Genomic DNA, 18,786 nt, shown 5'->3' with positions numbered 1-18,786 from the left:
AGCCCTCCGCGAGCGCCGACCCCGCGCCGGAGCCCGCCCCCGTTGCGCCGGCGCCAGCTCCCAGCATCGCGCAGGCGCCCGCGCCGCCCGTCGTCGTCCCGGCACAGCCTCCCCTGCTCGACGACGACGATGACGACTTCGACGACGATCTCGACGACTCGGACCGCGACTTCGATGACGACGATGACTGAGAGGACAGAGCCCCTCCCCCTTGCCGGTACCGACCTGCCGCGCCGACGGGCGGCTCCTCCGGTAGCTCCGCCATCCCGACCGCCAGTGCCGCCCCTGTTCAGCAGGCCCACGCCGTCGGTGATTTCGCAGGGCTCGAGGACGCAGCCGGCCGGCTCCACCGGCAAGGATCCCAGTCGTGGGATCGGCTCTGGGATCGGTCATGGGATCGGCCGGTCGATCGTCCGCCGGGCCGGGCAGTGGACGGTGCGCTCGCGTGTTCTTGGCGCCGTCCTGATGCTTTCGGCACTCGGCCTTCTCGTGGCGGGAACCACCGCGTACGCTCTGGAGCGGGCCAATCTGAACGCCCAGATGGACGATTCCCTGGCGCGCAGCTTCGGCGAGTTCGAGACACTCCTCGATACCGGGATCGACCCCGCTACCCGCGCCGGCTTCGTCGAGGCTGAGCAGCTGGTGTATCTCGTGATGCAGCGGACCCTTCCCGCACCGCACGAGGGCATGATGGGAGTCCGGGACGGCCAGGCTATCCTCGTGGCGAACGAATCGGTGAACGTCCGCCTCGAGGACGATCCAGAACTAATCAGCGCCGTGGCCGGCCAGGCAGGCTCACCCACGGTGCGGATCAGCACCTTCACGACGTCGAGCGCCACCTACCGCGCGCTCACCGTTCCCGTGCAACTCGCGCAGGATCCCCAGCCCACGGTATTTGTCCTGGCCTTCGACACGCACGCCGAAAGGTCCCAGCTCAACCAGACCTTCGGCACCTTCGCCCTCATCAGCCTCGGCACGCTGCTGCTCATCGGCGTCGTCGGGTGGCTGCTGGTGGGTAACCTGCTGCAGCCGGTCCGACGCCTGCGGAACACCGCCCGGCAAATCAGCGATTCCGACCTGTCACAGCGGATCGCCGTCACCGGCAACGATGATCTCTCGGACCTCAGCCGCACCTTCAACGCCATGCTCGACCGCCTGGAAGGGTCCTTCACCTCCCAACGGCAACTACTCGACGACGTCGGTCACGAGCTGCGGACCCCCATCACCATCGTCCAGGGCCACCTCGAGCTGCAGGACTCGTCCGATCGGGCGGACGTCGACGCCGTCCGGGGCGTGGCCCTCGACGAGCTCGGCCGCATGCGCTTCCTCGTCGACGACCTCGTGACCCTTGCGGGAAGCTCACGCCCGGATTTCGTCCGTGCCGAGCCCTCCGACATCGGTCGCCTCACGGACGAAGTCCTCGACAAGGCCCGGGGGCTCGGGAACCGCAGGTGGGCGGTCGATTCCCGTGCCGAAGGATTCTTCCGGATCGATGAGCGCCGGATCACCCAGGCATGGTTGCAACTCGCCGCGAATGCCGTCAAATTCTCCGCCGAAGGCTCAACGGTCACCCTCGGTTCCCGGCTCGAGCCCGAAGGACTCCGCCTGTGGCTGCGCGATGAGGGAGTCGGCATACCGAGGGCTGACCGGCAACGGATCTTCGAACGGTTCACCCGTGGAGCGAACAGCAAGCGCGCAGAGGGTTCGGGGCTCGGGCTCACGATCGTCGAAGCGATCGTTCGCGCCCATGGTGGCATCGTGGAGCTGGAGTCGGCTCCCGGCAGCGGATCGACCTTCATCCTGAACTTTCCCCACGCCCCGGTAGCAGCACAGCCGAAAGAGGACACATGAGCCGGATTCTGATCATCGAGGACGAGGACCGCATCAGTTCCTTCGTTGCCAAAGGACTGAAAGCCGCCGGGTATGCGCCCACTGTGGCCGTCAGCGGCAGGGACGGCTACCACCTGGGGCAGACCGGCGAATTCGAGCTCATCATCCTTGACCTCGGCCTTCCGGACCAGGACGGTTTCACCGTCCTGCGCCGGCTCCGCGAGTCGAAGAACGACGTACCCGTCATCATTCTTTCGGCGCGCAGTTCGGTGGACGACACCGTGGCGGGACTCGAGGGCGGGGCGGACGACTACATGGCCAAACCTTTCCGTTTCGAGGAACTGCTGGCCCGGGTGCGCTTGCGGTTACGCCAGGACAACGGTTCCTCTCCCACCGGCGTGCTCTCGCACCACGACCTGCAGTTGGATCTCCGCACCCGCCGGGCACTCGTGGACGGCCGTGAGATAGATCTTTCCGCCCGGGAGTTCGCCCTCGCCGAAGCGTTCCTGAGGAACCCGGGGCAGGTCCTCAGCAGGGAACAATTGCTCTCGCGGGTGTGGGGCTATGACTTCGACCCCGGCTCCAACGTGGTCGACGTGTACGTCCGGTACCTGCGCAACAAGCTCGGTGCCGAGCGCTTCGCGACGGTCCGGGGCATGGGCTACCGACTGGTCTCGCAACCCTAGGTACATCAGTCAACCCTGAGTACATCGATCCGTGAACTCAGCGCAGCAGCCGGTGGGCCCCGGCAGCGAGTGCTGCCGCGGCAGCGAGGCGTGCATGTGCATCCTCGGTCCATCCGGAGGCCTCACCCCCGTCAGCGGTCCGGCGCTTCGCCCCCGCGACGAGGGTGAGCGCCACACCGGCGGCCCGAGCCTGCAGTGCCGCCGGCTCCACGTAGCCTTCGAAGGCTTTCCCGAAGCGCTCCAGAGCGGCCGGGACGTGCACGTACCGTCGATCGACCGCCGGGAGCACCGCGAGATGCCCCAGGAAGCAGGCGAGATCATCGACGAGGTGCCCGGGACCCAGCGCATCGACGTCGAGCAGTCCCGAGACCCGCCCTTCCGCCATCATCAGGTTGGCCTCGTAGAAATCTCCATGTGCGGGCACTACCGGTCCGGGGTCGGTCCGCCGGACCAGGTCATCGACGTCCGCCGACAGGTCATGGATGCGTCCCGCGGAGGAAGGGAGTGCCGCCGCCGCGCCCTCGCCGTAGGCGCGCACCCGGGCGCTCCACGGGAGGCGCCGCGGCAGGTCAAGGACCAACGCCGGCAGTTTCCGGAGCAGGCTCACCAGCGCATGCGGGTCCACTCCCGCCGCACCGTCCCTCATCAGCAACCCGGCAAGCGGCCGGCCGGCCGCTGCCTGCATCGCCACCACGTCCTTTCCCTGAACCTCGACCACCTCGGGAGCGGGCACGCCGGCGTGCCGAAGGAGACGGTGCTTGTCCGCCAGCTCCCCGGCCTGCCCGCGGCGCAGCACCTTGAGGTACCGCAGATCACCGTCGAGCCCGGCGACAAGGACCGCTCGGCGAAGCGGCCGGTAGCTCACGGTCCGAAGGCTTGCCGGACCGCGGTGGATCCGGCCGCCGTCCGGCGACGCGAAAAGCGCTGCGGAAACCGCGTTGGCGTCCGTTGCCCAGGCTAGACCGGGAAGGAGCGGATCCAGCGGGTGCGCCCAGACGGACAACCTCTGCCGTTGGGGGCCGGACAGCGAAACGACCCCGCGGGCACCTGCCGGCACTACCGCCGTCGTGATGCAGACGAACTCAGGAATGGGAACAGGAGCAGGGGCCGAAGCGCGCGTGCCGGTGCGCGTGCCGACGCGAACCGCGTAGATTCCCGTGACGCCTGCGCCGGGTCGGTGGGAAACCTGCAGCAGGGACCAGCCGTGCAGGGAATACCCCATGGACGCGAGCGCAGCGGTCAGGGGTGCCTGTGCTGCCGCAGTCTCCAACAGTTGACGGTCGCTACGCTCGCTGGCCTGCCGCTCACTCTCCGGTGATGTTCGCGGTGATTGCTGCGGCGGCCGTGGCACGGGGTCCGGATGGTCAGGCGCGGCGCCGCTGAAGAATATCGTCAAGGTTGATCTTGCCCACCGGAGACGAATTCGCCGGTTCATCGGCTGCGCTGGAGGGCCTCGCGGTGGCCAGTGCTGCTGCACTCTCCTTGAAGGACGTGCGTCCGGCCGGTTTCGGTGCATCCGGGAGTTCGAGCGGCGCCGGGGCGGAGCGCTCGGCCCTGGCTGCATCGACATAGGTGGGACGGGGAACGTCAATCGGCTGCCAGGTGGAACCACGCGCCGCACCGGGGGTGCCGCTCCTGTGTTCCGGATCCTCGCCCGGTTCGCGGAGCGGTTCCTCGTGGTGCGGCTCCCCGGAGGACTTACCGCCGGTGCCGGGACCGGCAGGGTCGGCGGGTTCGGTTTCGGTGGGCGCGGGCGGCGTGGGCTGTTCCATGTCGAAGAGCACGGTCTCGGGCATGCGGCCAGTCCGCGGGAGTTCCCGCGGCGGACCGGCAACTACGGTCTCGAATCCCGTGTTTCCGGCAGGTTCCGGCCACATCGCTTCCGCGAATGCCCGGTTCACGCGTGCACGCCTGTCCCTCACCGCCAGGGCCCGGAGGAGGGCAATCGCCGAGACCGCGATCACCCCCAGGAGCACTGGCCAGGCTGCTGGAACAACGCCGAACGCAGCGAAGGGGAAGGTGGTGACCGCGCCCAGCAGACCGAGGATTCCGGCAAGCGCCAGAATGATCCGTCCGTAGCGGACGTTTAGTGCCGGAAGGGACTGCGGAGACCGGGTGGCTGAAGGCTCCGTCGCAAAGGGCTCGCGTGCAGCCTGCCTCCCTGCAGTCGAGTTCTCTGTAGCCGCCGCTCCGGGAACCGCGGTGCTACCCGTCGGCGAGCGAGGCGCGAATGACCCGCCGCTGTTATGGTCTGTGCCCGTCATGTCCATGGTGCTCTCCTGGCTGCGCCCTCGCCCGGTATCGTTCCGGGCGAGGGGGTCTGAATGGGCAGGCTGTGACGACCTGCGGCGGACTGCGGCTGAACTCCCTGCGGATCGAGCGCGTCGCAGGAAAAACGGGGCAACCCAGATCAGCCAGAGACCGACGACCGCCGCCAGTACAACCGAGCTATCCAGAGAGAAGTCCACCCCTAGAACGCTAGGAGAAGAAAGGAGCTCCTGCCAGCATTACGCCGGGCGTGTCGGCAGGACATTGAAGGGCTTACCCGGCAGCAGGGCGGCTCAGGGCCGGCGGGCCTGCTGCTCCAGCCATGGCTTCAACAGGCCCTGCGGGATGTCCTCGGCAGTCAGGGCGAAGCTTCGGTGATCGGCCCACTGGCCATTGATGTGGAGGTAGCGTGGCCGGATTCCCTCATCCCGGAAACCCAGCTTCTCCACGACGCGCAGGCTTGCTGCATTTTCCGGCCGGATATTGATCTCCATGCGGTGCAGTCCCAGATTCCAGAAGCAATAGTCGGTTGCCAGTGCCACAGCGGTCGGCGCGATCCCCCGGCCCGCACAGCGGGAATCGACCCAGTATCCGAGGGTTGCCGTTCTTGCCGAACCGTAGATGATTCCGGAGACGGTCAGCTGCCCTGCAAGCTGCGGTGCTGAACCATCCACTCTCCGCGTGATGACGAAGGGAAGGGCCGCTCCGGTCCGTGCCTGGTGGGAGAGCGCACGAACCATCTCGTGGTAGGTGGGAAGATAGCCTCCGGGATCGGGGTTCGATGCTTCCCAGGGCGCCAGCCACTGCACATTCGCCTGCCGGACCGCTGTCCACTCGCGGCGGTCACGGTGACGGATGGGCCGCAGTCCGATGTTCCCGGCGGCCAGCGTCACCGGCCAGCTCCCTGCAGACCACACCGCTGGCTACTTGGGAATGCCGGCGCTGAATTCCTTGAGCCATGCGCAGAGGTCGGGCCCCAGGTCCTCGCGTTCGGAGGCGAGGGTCACCACTGCCTTCAGGTAGCTCAGCTTGTCCCCGGTGTCGTACCGGCGGCCGCGGAAAACGACACCGTACACTCCTGAACCCTCACCCTCAGCGGCTGCCAGCGTCTGGAGCGCATCCGTCAGCTGGATCTCTCCACCCCGCCCCGGACCGGTGGTCTCGAGGACGTCGAAGACGCGCGGGTGCAGGACATACCGTCCGATCACGGCGAGGTTCGACGGCGCTTCGTCAACGGCCGGCTTCTCGACCAGCTGGTTGACCCGGACGTACTCCTCACCCTCGAGTTCGGAGATGTCGGCGCATCCGTAGGCGCTGATCTGCGCGGGATCCACCTCGATAAGCGCGATCACCGACCCGCCGGTCCTCGCCTGGACCTCGATCATCGTCTCGAGGAGCGGATCGCGTTCGTCGATCAGATCGTCGCCGAGGAGCACGGCGAAAGGTTCATTCCCCACGTGGAGCCTCGAGCGCAGCACTGCGTGCCCCAGCCCCTTGGGATCGCCCTGCCGGAGGTAGTGGATGTCCCCGAGCTCGGAGGGCCGACGGACGGCGGCGAGCTTCTCATGGTCGCCCTTGGCTTCCAGGGTCTGCTCGATGAACGGCACGCGGTCGAAATGATCCTCAAGAGCGCGCTTGTTCCGCCCGGTGATCATCAGGACGTCCGACAGGCCGGCGTCGACGGCTTCCTGCACCACGTACTGGATGGCAGGTTTGTCCACGACTGGAAGCATTTCCTTGGGCATCGCCTTCGTTGCCGGGAGGAAGCGGGTGCCAAGACCAGCCGCTGGAATGACGGCCTTGGTTACTTGAGTTCGCGAGGTCATGGCCTCCACACTACATAACGGTGCGGTAAAACCTTCAGCGGCGCACACAATGGAGAAATGAGCTTCGACAACGAGAACTGGGACAGCAAATCCGCAGCCCGCACCGCCCTCCGCGCCCGCCGTCGGGCATTGCCGGCTTCGGAGCGCGGAACGATCGCCCGGCAACTTGCCGCCACGGTCCTCGAATACCTCGAGGGCACCGACGCCGCGGCGGAGAAGGTGCTGGTGGCGGGCTATCTCGATCTTCCGCCCGAGCCTCCGGTGATGGACCTGCTGTTCCAGCTGCATGCCGCTGGCCACCCGATCGTGGTTCCGGTGTGTGAGGCGGAGCGCCGGCTCACCTGGGTGGACTGGTTCCCCGGTGTCCCCCTGGCGAAATCACGGTACGGCCCCCTCCTGGAGCCCCTCGGCCCGCGCCGACCGGTGGAAGCCCTGCCGGAACTGCGGCTTGTGCTGGTCCCCGCCCTGGCGATCGACCTCCGCGGCAACCGGATCGGTCAGGGCGGCGGGTACTACGACCGCATGCTCGCGGGATTGCGCGTTGCCAACCCAGCGGCCGAACTCGTGGGAGTGGTCCACGACTCCGAGCTGTTGCCGGAGGGCTCGTTTCCGGTGGATCCGTTCGATGTCCCCCTTCCAGCGGTGTTCACGCCGTCGGGCTTCGCCGAGCTCCGGCCGCCGGGAGTCCCCGCCCACGAGGTGTAGACTTAGCACTCGCCCGTGCAGAGTGCTAAACTGCTGTCCGATTCCAGCGGATCCGGGAACGCACAGGCTACCCGAAAGATTGCCCAGGAGGACCCATGCCCACATATGCCTACGCCTGCAAGGATTGCGTCCACGCCTTCGATATCCAGCAGTCCTTCTCCGACAACTCCCTGACGGTGTGCCCGGAGTGCTCGGGAACCCTGCGGAAGAAGTTCAACAGCGTCGGTGTCGTCTTCAAGGGCTCCGGGTTCTACCGGAACGATTCCAGGGACACGAAGTCGTCCTCGGAGGCAGGAGCCGCACCGGCCTCTCCCGGTTCCGCCGACCCGAAGGGAGCGGGCAAGGATTCGACCACGTCCTCGACCACGCCGGCGACCGGGGACGGCGCCAAGACCGCTCCTGCGCCTGCCAAGGGCCGCTCGGACGCGAAAACGTCCGTTCCCGCAGGGCAGCAAGCCTCCTAGTCGTTCCGGAAGCTTTTCCGCTCTGTCCACATAGCGGTGAGCAGAACGTCCTCCGATGCCGGGCAGTCCTAGCGTTGGTTCATGCGCACCACCGGACCGCCAGATCGCCGCACCACCAGAGCCCTGCCGCTGCGGCGCCTGGTCCTACGGCACCGCCGCCTGATTGCCGCTCTCCTGCTGTGCGCGGCGGCCGGCGTGGGCGTCGAGGCGCTCCTGCAGGATTCGAACGGCACGACGCCGGTCATGGCAGCCGCCATGGACGTTCCCGTCGGCACTGTCCTGACGAAGGACCATCTGGTGACGCGGCAACTGCCCCCCGAGGTGCTTCCCGCTACGGCTTTCGTTGCCGTTGAACCCCTGCTCGGCCAACGGGTTGCCGCTCCGCTGCGCAAGGGTGACGTCCTGACCGATACTGCGCTCCTGGGCGCCGGCCTTCTCGCGGGAACCCCTCCTGGGACGGTCGCGGTACCGCTTCGTCCGGCCGACGAGTCGACGGTCCAGCTCTTGGCGCCGGGGCAGTTGGTCGACGTGGTGCTCACCACCGGCAACGGCTACGACGTCGCTGCCGACACCACCGTCCTCGCCAGTGGGCTGCCGGTGCTGTGGAAGTCCGTCGCCGGCGCGGAGCAGGCCTGGCCCGGCGCGGACCCGCAGGCCGGGCTGGTGGTAGTGGCCGCCCCGCCGGAGGATGCCGCGGCCCTTGCGGGTTCGGCAAGCTCCGGCAAGGTCTACCTGGTGCTCACCGGCGGAGGTTAGGCTCGGGTCCTAGTCCCAGTGCGGCGGACGCTGCTCCCTCAACCAGCTGTCCCTGTCCTCTGCGCGGTCGCCCCACTGCCTCGCATCGTCCTCGGCGGCACGCGCGGGCAGGAGCGCGTCCTCGGGTCCATCAGGGCGCGGGGGCTGGGCGTTTCGGGGGGAGCCCTGCGTCTCGACGGGCTCGAGTGCGAGGATCTCGGCCGCCCGTCGGGCGCAACCGTCCGGTTCGGTGAAGACCTCGATGGTCCACAGCGGCATGTAGTTCCATCCCATGCGCTCCAGCAGCTGGGGGCGCAACCGGCTCCGTTCACGCACCGTCCTGGCGCCGTAGCGGGAGGTCCCGTCCGATTCGACGGCGAGGGGGACCCGAGCCGCGTCGGCGCTGGGCCGACCACCCGGCCGGGTACCCCCGGCCGGTTTCACCGCTGCGATATCCAGGACGCCGTCGTAGTGGTCCCACACCTCGGCACCCCGGGACCGCAACCGGTCCGCGAGGTCGGCGACCAGCGGATCCGCGTTGGAGGGGCTCGACGGCGTCGGCCGGGTATCTGCCGACTCCCCCAGCTCGCGCTGGAGAAGCTCGAAGAAGTCCAGGGCGCCGGCCGCCAGGCGGGTGGGATCGAGGTCGGAGGGCTGGAAGCAGGAGAGGACATGCAGGCGGCTCCTGGCGCGGGTCATCGCCATGACGAAGTGCTGCCGGCCATCAGGAGCCGAGAGCGGCCCGAAACCGTGAAGCGCCCTGCCGTGCGGCGTGCGTCCGAACCCCAACGAGAAGATGATGTCGTCCCGGACCAGCCCGGCAACCCGGTCCACGGGAACCACCCGGAAGGACTCCCGTCCGGGAGCGAAGAAGCCGGCGGCCCAGGGGTAGTCCGCCATCTGGAGACGGATCGCCTCTCCCACCCGTGCGGCGTGGCGGGTGCTCGCTGTCACCACGGCCAGCGAGGAACCCGGGCGGTGCCGGATGTGTTCGAAGACCAGGTCCACCGCACGGTTCACCTCGACCGCCACGCTTTCCACGCCGTCGTCGTCGGACCTCGGCATGCCGGTCCCGTTCGGCAGGTACTCGACGACGAGTCCGCGGTCGTGTCCGGAGATCTCGGAGGCCTGGGGCAACCGGGAGAGCTTTCCGTCGTAGAACGACTCGCTGAGGGATTCCCCCAGGCTCCGGTCCACCGCCCGATATACCTCGGTGAGGGCCCGGGCCGGCAGGATACCGTGAAAGGCACCGATCGCGCTGGACAGCGGATCGGACGCTCCCGGCCGGGATGATGACTCGATCTCGATACTGAACCGGCTCGGTGCTGCCAGCTGCTCGTCACCGAAGACGACCACCTGGCGGGCACGCGCAACCGATGGCACAACGCTCTGCAGCGAAACCGACTCGCCGTCGAGCACCAGGACGGCGTCGAAAGTCATCCCTGCGGGCAGGACCGCCGGAACCAGCAGCGGGCTCACGGCCCACACCGGCAGCAGGGCGGACACCAGCGTCGGAGAAAGCTCCGCAAGGATCCCGAGGGTGAGGGACTCCTCACGAAGGAAGCTGCGAAGCCGCCCGGCGTCCTTCGGGTGCGCCGCGATGCCGTCCTTCCAGCGCTGTGCCTGGTTCCAGCGTAGCCGTGACGCCCCGGACGCGATATGCGCACTGTCGGCCGACCGGTACTCGCGCTCGAGCCGGCGCAGGCTGTCACCGTCGGACATCGCGAGGTAATCGTCTCCGCTGATCATCGCCTCGAGCGCAGACTGCCACCAGGCCAGTTCGAGCTCGGGCCCCACCTCCGCTCCGTCCACTTCCCGTTCCGCGAGGTCGTCGAGCAGGTCTCCCAGTCCGCGCTCACGCATCTCCTTCAGCAGCAGGGTGCGTTCCGGAAGGGTCTGGAGCGTCCCCTTGTCGGCGACCAGTTCGGCGAGGATACGCTCGAGGTCGTCGAGCCCGCAGGCAGGAAGGTCGGGGCCGGCCTGCGTGGTCTTCAGGATCCCGGTCAGCTCCGAGAGGCGCGCCTGCACGGCCTGGTAAGAACTGTTGAGTTCGGCGAGGCCCGTGGGAACCGAAGGATGCTGCTCAGTGGTGGCGTACTGCGTCCAGAGGGTGTGCTGCTGCTGGACATCGACCAGGGAGGAGTGGAGGTCGGCGATGTGCACACCCGGCCGGACATATTCCTTGGCCACCCGGCGCAGCCGCGAGCGGGTCATCGAACTCATCTCGATGCTGTGCTCACGCCTCCAGGACGACGGCGCGGTGGCAGAGATGAGGTCGGTCACCGGACGGTCGAAGATGTCGGGCGTGAACTTGTCGAGGCTGGCCCGGACCGCGACGAGCAGATCGAGCTGCTCCCCCCACGCCGTGAAGGTCGCCCCGAGGGCGATATTGGAGTACTCGGCGACGTGCAGCACCCTTGCGCGAAGCTCCGGGATGTCCCTGGCGAGCCCCGCGGAAAGCTCGTAGGCGTGCTCGGTCTCACTGCGGTTGAACAACTGGGCGCCGTACCAGGGACTCCGGGTGGCGGCTTTGCTGAAGCTGCCGAGCTCCGCGGCCCGCTGCAGCCTCGAGGTGAGTTCGGCCCGGTCGGGAATGCTGTCGAGGACACTGCGTTTGAGGCGGACCGTGGTGGACGGCGCAGGCTCGAGCGCCGTCAGTCCGGCGAGGGACTGCATCGCCTGGTACGGCGAGCAAGCCCAGCGGCTGCGGATGTTATGCAGGGACTGCACATGCTCGAGGAGCTGGTGACGGTGCCCCACGAGTGTCTGGTGCAGACTGTCCAGGGACGGCTCCGCTGCCTTCTCGTTCCGGACGATGGCGCGGACGACCGCGTCCTTCAACTGCCCGTCCGGCATGCTCTCGCCGACCTGGAGCACCAGGGAACCGAGCCCGAGGGCGTCGAGGTCCTGAACGAACTCGTTGAGCGTTCCGCGCCGTTCGGCCACGATCAGCACCCGCTTGCCCTGCGAGGCCAAGAGTGCAGCGGCATTCAGCGCCGTCTGGGTCTGCCCCGTCCCGGGAGGCGTGGAAACCACCAGCGAGGTGCCGGCGCCGATCTGGTCGAGCACTTCCTGTTGGGCGCTGTCCGCGTCGAGGATGAGCAGTTCATCCCCGGGGGACCGCTCGTCGAGCGGAGGGAAGCCCTCTGCTGCGGAAAAAGCGGGTGCTGCCCCGCCCGTCCTGTCGCCCTCCCTGGCGGCAGCTACAAGAGCGGCAAGGGCCGGGTGGCCGGGGTGCACCGCCGGATCGTCGGCGGTCTTCGCCAGATCGGCGAACGTGGATACCAGGATCCGGTGCTCCACCGACATCCCCCGCACGCCGTCGGCCAACTGGCGGAGGCGCTCCAGCACGGGGTAGGGGTCGAGCCGGGCCGTGCCGTAGGCCAGCCTCGCCAGCGCATCGGCGTCGACGTCGAGGCCCTGGACGATCCTCAGGTGCCGCACGAGGGCCGGGTTGAGCCGGGCCTGTTCGGTGATCTGCAGTTCATAGTCGTCCTGGGACGAGTGCACGGTAAGTGATACGGCGGTCAGCAGCACCGGACCGTTGAGCGTTTCTGACCGTCCGGCGTCGTCGACGGAACGCCAGGACGCCGTTCCGGCAGCGAGGTGGCCCACGTCGATACCCCGCTCGGTGCCGAGTTCGAAGATCTTGGCGCGCAGTGCGCGGGCAGCGGCCTTCGCGGCGTTGTACTGCACCGGGTCGCGAAGCAGCGTCGAGAGGCGGGTACGCCGCCCGGCGAGCAACTGGGCGAGACCTGAAGGGTGCGCGTGCGTGAGGTCGATGCTCGTCCCGGCCGATGGACGGAAATGGAGCAGCGTGTCACCGGTTGCCTGCGGGCCCATCGACTTCAGCCACGGCAGCAGGAAATTCTCTGCCGAAATGGAATCCTCTGCCGCATCCCCACGGTCCTGCTCCGGCACAGCTGTCCTCTTCCCTCGTCCCGCACTGATCTTGGCCGAATCGGCCCACCCTCCAAACTATCCGATCAGGGCACGACGGCGTCGGATAGCAACGCGTGGTACCGCCACCGGTTTTGCCCCGATCAGGAGCCGATCATTCCCACTCGATGGTTCCTGGTGGCTTGCTCGTGACATCGAGCACCACCCGGTTGACGCCGTCCACCTCGTTGGTGATCCGGTTGGAGATCCTGGCGAGGAGGTCGTAGGGCAGCCGTGACCAGTCTGCGGTCATCGCGTCCTCGCTGGAGACGGGACGCAGCACGATCGGGTGGCCGTAGGTCCGCCCGTCGCCCTGGACGCCGACACTGCGGACGTCGGCCAGGAGCACCACGGGCATCTGCCAGACCTCGGAGTCGAGCCCCGCGGCGGTGAGTTCCGCCCGGGCGATGGCGTCGGCCTTCCGGAGCAGCTCCAGGCGCTCCCGCGTCACATCACCGACGATCCGGATTCCGAGCCCCGGACCGGGGAACGGCTGGCGTCCCACGATCTCCAGAGGCAGCCCGAGCTGCGCTCCCACCGCCCGCACCTCGTCCTTGAACAGGGTGCGCAGCGGCTCGACGAGTTCGAACTGCAGGTCCTCGGGAAGCCCTCCCACATTGTGGTGGCTCTTGATGTTCGCGGCGCCCTCGCCGCCGCCGGATTCGACGACGTCGGGGTAGAGGGTGCCCTGCACCAGGAACCGGATCTTCTCGCCGTGGGCCTCGGCCTCGGAGATGATGGCCCGCTCTGCCTCCTCGAAGGCGCGGATGAATTCGCGGCCGATGATTTTCCGCTTGGTCTCGGGGTCCGAGACGCCGGCCAGCGCGTCGAGGAACCGTTCCTGCTCGTTCGCGACGTAGAGCTTCACGCCGGTGGCTGCGACGAAGTCGCGCTCCACCTGCTCGGCTTCACCCTCGCGCAGCAGCCCGTGGTCCACGAAGACGCAGGTGAGCTGGTCCCCCACCGCACGCTGCACGAGCGCTGCGGCGACGGCGGAATCCACTCCTCCTGACAGGCCGCAGATGACCCGGGCGTCCCCGATCTGCTCGCGGATGCGGTCCACCTGTTCCTCGAGGATGTTGCGGGTGGACCAGTTCGGGTGGAGCCGGGCACCCTTGAACAGGAAGTTCTCGAGGACCTGCTGGCCGTGCCGGGAGTGCTTCACCTCGGGATGCCACTGGACCCCGTACAGTCCCCTGCCCTCGTGCGCGAACGCCGCCACCGGGGCACCCGCCGTGCTCGCCAGGACGTCGAACCCCTCAGGGGCGGCCTGGACGCTGTCGCCATGGCTCATCCAGGCGTTCTGGTGCTCGGGCGTCCCCTCGAGGATGGAGCGGGCGTTCCCGGAGGAGGAGACATCGGTGGAGCCGTACTCGCGCAGGCCTGTCTTCGCCACGGTGCCGCCGAGGGCCGCGGCCATGGCCTGGAAGCCGTAGCAGATGCCGAGGACGGGCACCCCGGCGTCGAAAAGTTCCGGCTCCACACGCGGCGCACCGTCGGCGTAAACGCTCGACGGGCCACCGGAGAGGATGATCGCCACCGGGTTTTTGGCGAGGATCTGTTCCGCGCTCAGGGTATGGGGCACGATCTCGGAGTAGACGTCGGCTTCGCGCACCCTCCGCGCAATCAGCTGGGCGTACTGAGCACCGTAGTCGACAACGAGGACCGGGCGGTGTTCAGGGGTGGGGGCGGGGGTAGTCACCCGTCAACAATAGTCGGAAGCGGGGACGCGCCGCACCTTGTTCCGCCCCGGAACCGGCACATCGGGTCAGTACCGCCGGGCGGCTTCGGGGTGGGCAGCGAGGTCGGCTTCCGCCTGCCGGTGGATCCGCTTCTCGACGACGAAGGAGAGCAGGGGAACCACCCCGCCGAGCGCGATGAGCAGGAAGCGCGTGAACGGCCACCGCAGGAACTGCCACAGCCGGAAATCGGCGATCAGGTACACCACGTACAGCCAGCCGTGCACGATCAGGACCGCGGTGGAGAGGTTGAACCCCGAAGACAGATCGGCCTCTGCCTCCGGAAGGAGTTGCAGTGCCGCTCCTCCCCCGGCAACGATCTCCGAGCCGAATCCGTACTTCGCAATCATCTCGACGACCACCAGGAGCAGCATCACGCCCGTGGCATAGGCAAGAACCCGGTAGAAGCTCAGGGCGGACCGGATCTGGGCATGTGTGCCTCCGAACATGCGCTTCGTGCCGGTCCGCGTCGCGGGGTCGCCCTCCGGCCGGCGTTCGGATCGTCCTTCGGATTGTCCTTCGGCTTTTCCTTCAGTAACGGGGTCACTCACTCTTGGTTCCACTTCCTGATGTCATCCTGCTCGGTTCCGCTGCGGTCGGTGCCGGCTGGTCCGGCTCCGCATCGTTCGAAGTCCCATCGCCCTCGCCCTCGCCCTCGTCCTCGTCCTCGAGGCTCCTGCGGTAGTCGTCTGCCACCAGGCGCCACCAGAGGAAGAAGGCGAAGCCCGCGAAGACGAACCACTCGATGGCGTAGAAGATGTTGAGCCAGTTGAGAGGGGTCTCCTGGGGCTGCGGGCCGACTTCCACTGTCTCGAGCGGCGCCTCGACGGGCACCACGGCGTCGGCCTGCCGGATCTCGTTGGACACCACGAATGCCGCGTAGGTCGGGCGGTCCCAGATATTCGTCAATTCGGCCGTCGCGAGCGTGGGAACCTGGTTCTCCACGGTGCGCTGGGCTACCGGCCCTTCCCCGGGAAGGAGCCTTCCCTCGACCCGCGCCGGTCCTTCGGGGAGGCTTAGGGAGTCGAATGCATCGGCAGCCGGGACCCAACCGAGCACGACGGGTATCACGGCGGCATCATCCGACGCATCGGCGGCGTCATCGTCCCCTGCGCCGGCGGGTTCGTTTTCCACGAGGGAACCCTCGACCTCGAAGGCGCCGACCACCCACAGTCCGGTGTCCTCCCCGCGGACCCTGTCCTGGACGAGGAGCTGCGTGCCCGGAACGAATTCCCCGTCGAAGGACACGAGCTGGTCGGCCGCCGCTGCGGTCAACGGCACGCCGGGCCGGAGGACGTCGGTCAGCGGCTGAACGGACTCGGTGGTCGTGGGGGCCGGCGGGCCGTCGCTGCGTGACGAGGACAACTGCCACTGGCTGAGGAGCACGAAGACCGAGGCGATCACCATCGCGAGGATCAACAGGAGGATCCATCGGGGTTTGAGCGCGGTCTTCAACACTCATTAAAGGTACTTCGTGCGCGTGTAGAAAAACGAATGATTCAGCCGTCGGCAGGTGCGCCCGAGTGATTGGGAAACCTCTATCGCTTTGGTGGGATCCCGTCTAGGATTGGCTCTCGTGCGCGTCTTCCCCTACCCCGACCCCGGCCCTCCCAACATCGCCTCGCCTACCAGGTACCTCGCATGGCTCGCCTCGAAGCAGAAGGGGACACTGTGCGCTGGAATCCTCTTCGGCGCCGTCCTGATGGCGGCACAGGCCGCGATGCCCTTTCTCCTGGGACGGGCCATCGATGAGGGAATCCTCGCCGGAGATCCGGCCGCGCTGAGCCGGTGGGTCTCCGGGCTGCTCGTGCTCATGGTGGTCCAGGCAGCGGCGGATACGGCGAGCCACCGGGCAGCAGTCAGCAACTGGATGCAAGCCGCCTTCCGTTCGGCGCAGTTGGTCGGCCACAAGATCACGAGGACCGGTGAGGCCCTGCCCAATTCGCTCGCAACGGGTGAGGTGGTGTCCACTGCAGCGTCGGATGCCTTTCGGCTGGGCGAGGTCTTCGAAGTCATGTCACGCCTCGCGGGAGCCGTCGCTGCCTGGCTGGTGGTCACCGTGCTGATCTGGCAGACCTCCGAGCTGCTGGCCGTGCTGGTGCTCATCGGGGTGCCCGTCTGCTGCGCCCTGCTGCTTTTCGTGGTGAAGCCCATGCAGGCCCGGCAGCGGGAGCAACGCGAGGCGTCGGGCAGGATGACGGCGGTGGGCGCCGACACCGTGGCCGGCCTGCGGGTGCTGCGCGGGATCGGCGGCGAGCACATCTTCGTTGACCGCTACCGTGCGAAGTCGGCCGTTACCCGCGATGCGGGGATACGGGTGGCCCGCTCCCTGGCTGACCTCGAGGCATCCCAGGTATTCATTGCCGGCGCGTTCAGCGTGGTCTTCACCTGGGTGGGAGCGAACCTCGTTCTCGACGGTGCGATCAGCCCCGGCGAACTGGTGGCGCTCTACGGGTTCTCGATATTCCTGGTCACCCCCATCCGGGCGGCCGCTGATTCCGTGGCCCGGTTCATCCGGGCCTCCGTGGGAGCCCGGAAGATCATCGCGGTTCTGCGGGTGGAGTCGAATGTCGCCGACGACGGGCCACCGGCGCCCGCTCCGCCGTCGGGGTCCGCCCTGTTCGATGAGCGCACCGGCCTGACCGTCCGTCCCGGGCGAATCACCGCCCTGGTGTCGGACTCCGGGACCGCGAGCGAGGTGGCGAGCCGCCTTGGCCGGTTCGAGGACCGTGTCCTCGAGGAAGCGGGGGTGCGATGGGGTGCCGTCGACCTGCGTCGCGTGGCGCTGCCGGAGATTCGCAGCAGGATCGTGGTCAGTGAGGCCGGTCCCCAGCTCTTCACCGGTTCGCTACGATCCCAGCTCGATCCTCACGGACGGCACGACGACGACGCGGTGCTCCGCGCCCTCGATGCGGCGAGCGCGCTCGACATCCTCGAGGGGATCGATGACGGTCTGGACCATGAGGTGACCGAACGCGGCCGTGGCTTCTCGGGAGGCCAGCGCCAACGGCTCGTGCTGGCCAGAGCATTCCTGACCGAGGCGGAAACGCTGATCCTGGTCGAGCCCACGAGCGCCGTCGACGCCCACACCGAGGCGCGCATCGCTGCGGGGCTCCGGGAGGCGAGGGGAAGGAAGGATCGAACCACTGTGGTGGTCACAGCCAGTCCGCTTCTGCTCGGCGTCATGGACTCCGTGGTGTTCCTCGACGAGGGTCGCGTCCAGGCCGAGGGTACGCATGGAGAACTTCTGGCAGCCAACAGCGCGTACCGGAATGTGGTGATCCGCAGTGAATGAGGCAGCAACGGAAACAGTATCAGCGACAGGGGCGACGACGACGGAGACAGCGGCAGCGGCAGCGACGACAGCGGCAACACCCTCAGCCACCAGCGGCAGGGCGGCTCCGGGTGAGGGCAAGCTGCCGGTCGCCGCGCCGGCCACGGTGCGCGCTGAAGCCCGGCGCCTCATCCGCCGGCACCGCAGGGGCCTGACGGGCGTGATCTCGCTGTACGTCGGATCGGCAGTGGCCGGACTGGCCGGACCGTTGCTCCTCGGCGCACTGGTGGACGCGATCGGCGCCGGCACCACGACCGATTTCGTGGCCGCGGTCTCGCTGGCCATGCTGGGTTTCCTCACGGTGCAGTCGGTGCTGCGGCGCTTCGCGGTGCGCTCCGGCATGGTGTTCGGCGAGCGCGTCTTCGCCGAACTCCGTGAGGATTTTCTTGAACAGGCCACCTCCCTGCCACTGTCCACCGTCGAGACGGCGGGCACCGGCGACCTCGTGGCCCGCACCACCAATGACATCGACGCGGTGTCGCACACCGTGCGCTTCGGCGTGCCGCAGGTGGTGGTCTCGGTAGTCACCATCGTGCTGACGCTGGCCGTTGCGGTTTTCACCTCCCCCGTGCTGTCAGCTGCCCTGCTGGTCGGGATCCCGCTGCTCTATCCGGTGACCCGCTGGTACCTCAGGCGCAGTTCGGTGGGTTACCAGAGGGAACGTGAATCCTACGCCGTGGTGAACGGGACGATCACCGAGAGCATCGAGGGCGCACGGACCGTGGACGCCCTCAGCCTCGGAGGAATCCGGCGCAAGGGCATGGACGACGCGCTGGGAGTCAGTTACAGCGTGGAGCGCTATACCCTGTGGCTGCGATCCGTGCTGTTTCCCGCAGCCGATCTGGCCTTCTGGCTTCCCGTCGCGGCGGTCCTCCTGTGGGGTGGCTGGCTTGCCTCGAACGACGTCGTCACCCCCGGTGCGGTCGCCGCCGTCGCGCTCTTCGCCGTGCGGTTGATCGACCCGGTGGACCTGCTGATCATGTGGACCGACGAGATCCAGGTGGGCGCGGCGTCGCTCGCACGCATCATCGGGGTCAAGGATGTGGCCCCGGACCGCGAGGCGACGCACGCCGTGCCGGCAGATGAGGACATCCTCGTCTCGAACGTGACCTACGCCTACCGCCCGGATCATAACGTGCTGCACGGCATCGACCTGTCCCTGCGGCGCGGCGAGCGCCTGGCCGTGGTGGGGCCGTCGGGAGCCGGGAAATCCACCCTTGGCCGGCTGATCGCAGGCATCCACCCGCCCACCACAGGCTG

The 18,786-nt window shown here is 68.0% G+C and carries 16 protein-coding genes; 8 read left to right on the top strand and 8 right to left on the bottom strand.

Translation table 11 applies throughout. The annotated features are described in order from the left end of the window. From Y705_RS22180 to Y705_RS0104025, 3 genes are all read left to right on the top strand, one after another. A partial coding sequence (locus Y705_RS22180; RefSeq protein WP_026531910.1) for a hypothetical protein occupies window positions 1-191 on the top strand: 191 nt, incomplete at its 5' end. An 85-nt stretch (window positions 192-276) separates the two neighbouring features. Then, window positions 277-1,851, top strand: coding sequence for a sensor histidine kinase (locus Y705_RS0104030; RefSeq protein WP_253908470.1), 1,575 nt, complete (start codon window positions 277-279; stop codon window positions 1,849-1,851). Next, window positions 1,848-2,516, top strand: coding sequence for a response regulator transcription factor (locus Y705_RS0104025; RefSeq protein WP_026531908.1), 669 nt, complete (start codon window positions 1,848-1,850; stop codon window positions 2,514-2,516). The genes Y705_RS0104030 and Y705_RS0104025 overlap by 4 nt, the downstream gene beginning before the upstream one ends. 37 nt (window positions 2,517-2,553) lie before the next feature. Here Y705_RS0104025 and Y705_RS17310 read toward each other — a convergent pair whose 3' ends face one another. The 4 genes from Y705_RS17310 to galU form a co-directional block, all read right to left on the bottom strand. Further along, entirely contained in the window at window positions 2,554-3,786 is a 1,233-nt protein-coding gene (locus Y705_RS17310; RefSeq protein ID WP_253908469.1) for a protein kinase family protein, read from the bottom strand. 94 nt (window positions 3,787-3,880) lie between these two features. Then, entirely contained in the window at window positions 3,881-4,780 is a 900-nt protein-coding gene (locus tag Y705_RS17305) for a hypothetical protein (protein WP_155849910.1), read from the bottom strand. A 297-nt stretch (window positions 4,781-5,077) separates the two neighbouring features. Beyond that, window positions 5,078-5,677, bottom strand: coding sequence for a GNAT family N-acetyltransferase (locus Y705_RS0104010; protein WP_444826154.1), 600 nt, complete (start codon window positions 5,675-5,677; stop codon window positions 5,078-5,080). Window positions 5,678-5,707: 30 nt separating this feature from the next. Next, on the bottom strand, window positions 5,708-6,610 hold the full coding sequence (gene galU / locus Y705_RS0104005; RefSeq protein ID WP_026531906.1) for a UTP--glucose-1-phosphate uridylyltransferase GalU: 903 nt from the start codon (window positions 6,608-6,610) through the stop codon (window positions 5,708-5,710). Between the two features lie 57 nt (window positions 6,611-6,667). Here galU and Y705_RS17300 point away from each other — a divergent pair, with 57 nt between their 5' ends. From Y705_RS17300 to Y705_RS0103990, 3 genes are all read left to right on the top strand, one after another. Then, window positions 6,668-7,315 carry a 5-formyltetrahydrofolate cyclo-ligase gene (locus Y705_RS17300; protein WP_049822245.1) on the top strand — a complete coding sequence of 216 codons (648 nt, stop codon included), beginning with the start codon at window positions 6,668-6,670 and terminating at the stop codon, window positions 7,313-7,315. 95 nt (window positions 7,316-7,410) lie between these two features. Beyond that, window positions 7,411-7,779: an FmdB family zinc ribbon protein gene (locus Y705_RS0103995; protein WP_026531905.1), complete on the top strand. Its 369-nt coding sequence runs from the start codon at window positions 7,411-7,413 to the stop codon at window positions 7,777-7,779. A gap of 81 nt (window positions 7,780-7,860) precedes the next feature. After that, on the top strand, window positions 7,861-8,535 hold the full coding sequence (locus Y705_RS0103990; RefSeq protein ID WP_049822244.1) for an RcpC/CpaB family pilus assembly protein: 675 nt from the start codon (window positions 7,861-7,863) through the stop codon (window positions 8,533-8,535). A 9-nt stretch (window positions 8,536-8,544) separates the two neighbouring features. Here Y705_RS0103990 and Y705_RS0103985 read toward each other — a convergent pair whose 3' ends face one another. The 4 genes from Y705_RS0103985 to Y705_RS17290 all read right to left on the bottom strand — a co-directional run bounded on the left by Y705_RS0103985 (window position 8,545) and on the right by Y705_RS17290 (window position 15,650). Continuing rightward, entirely contained in the window at window positions 8,545-12,357 is a 3,813-nt protein-coding gene (locus Y705_RS0103985) for a DUF4011 domain-containing protein (RefSeq protein ID WP_173401045.1), read from the bottom strand. 211 nt (window positions 12,358-12,568) lie between these two features. Beyond that, window positions 12,569-14,155 carry a glutamine-hydrolyzing GMP synthase gene (guaA, locus tag Y705_RS0103980; protein ID WP_026531902.1) on the bottom strand — a complete coding sequence of 529 codons (1,587 nt, stop codon included), beginning with the start codon at window positions 14,153-14,155 and terminating at the stop codon, window positions 12,569-12,571. 66 nt (window positions 14,156-14,221) lie between these two features. Continuing rightward, window positions 14,222-14,641: a DUF3817 domain-containing protein gene (locus Y705_RS17295; protein ID WP_049822251.1), complete on the bottom strand. Its 420-nt coding sequence runs from the start codon at window positions 14,639-14,641 to the stop codon at window positions 14,222-14,224. A 94-nt stretch (window positions 14,642-14,735) separates the two neighbouring features. Beyond that, complete coding sequence (locus tag Y705_RS17290; RefSeq protein WP_081737772.1) at window positions 14,736-15,650, bottom strand: SURF1 family protein; 915 nt, start codon at window positions 15,648-15,650, stop codon at window positions 14,736-14,738. Window positions 15,651-15,768: 118 nt separating this feature from the next. Between Y705_RS17290 and Y705_RS0103965 the strand changes: the two genes are divergently transcribed. Together Y705_RS0103965 and Y705_RS17285 are read left to right on the top strand one after the other, a co-directional pair. Then, on the top strand, window positions 15,769-17,487 hold the full coding sequence (locus tag Y705_RS0103965; RefSeq protein ID WP_026531901.1) for an ABC transporter ATP-binding protein: 1,719 nt from the start codon (window positions 15,769-15,771) through the stop codon (window positions 17,485-17,487). Between the two features lie 121 nt (window positions 17,488-17,608). Beyond that, window positions 17,609-18,786: ABC transporter transmembrane domain-containing protein (locus Y705_RS17285; RefSeq protein WP_049822250.1), on the top strand; the 1,178-nt coding region annotated here is incomplete at its 3' end.

This window comes from Arthrobacter sp. H41 (genome assembly GCF_000520535.1).
Lineage (GTDB): Bacteria > Actinomycetota > Actinomycetes > Actinomycetales > Micrococcaceae > Arthrobacter_D.
Note: the sequence above shows the minus strand (reverse complement) of the source record. Positions and strands in the feature narration are given on the sequence as shown.

Bases quoted from the DNA above. Each gene is read 5' to 3' on its own strand.
- Y705_RS17295 (WP_049822251.1), bottom strand. From the start codon at position 14,641: ATGTTCGGAGGCACACATGCCCAGATCCGGTCCGCCCTGAGCTTCTAC.
- Y705_RS0104025 (WP_026531908.1), top strand. From the start codon at position 1,848: ATGAGCCGGATTCTGATCATCGAGGACGAGGACCGCATCAGTTCCTTC.
- Y705_RS17305 (WP_155849910.1), bottom strand. From the start codon at position 4,780: ATGACGGGCACAGACCATAACAGCGGCGGGTCATTCGCGCCTCGCTCG.
- Y705_RS17300 (WP_049822245.1), top strand. From the start codon at position 6,668: ATGAGCTTCGACAACGAGAACTGGGACAGCAAATCCGCAGCCCGCACC.
- Y705_RS0103995 (WP_026531905.1), top strand. From the start codon at position 7,411: ATGCCCACATATGCCTACGCCTGCAAGGATTGCGTCCACGCCTTCGAT.
- Y705_RS0103990 (WP_049822244.1), top strand. From the start codon at position 7,861: ATGCGCACCACCGGACCGCCAGATCGCCGCACCACCAGAGCCCTGCCG.
- Y705_RS0103985 (WP_173401045.1), bottom strand. From the start codon at position 12,357: ATGGGCCCGCAGGCAACCGGTGACACGCTGCTCCATTTCCGTCCATCG.
- galU (WP_026531906.1), bottom strand. From the start codon at position 6,610: ATGACCTCGCGAACTCAAGTAACCAAGGCCGTCATTCCAGCGGCTGGT.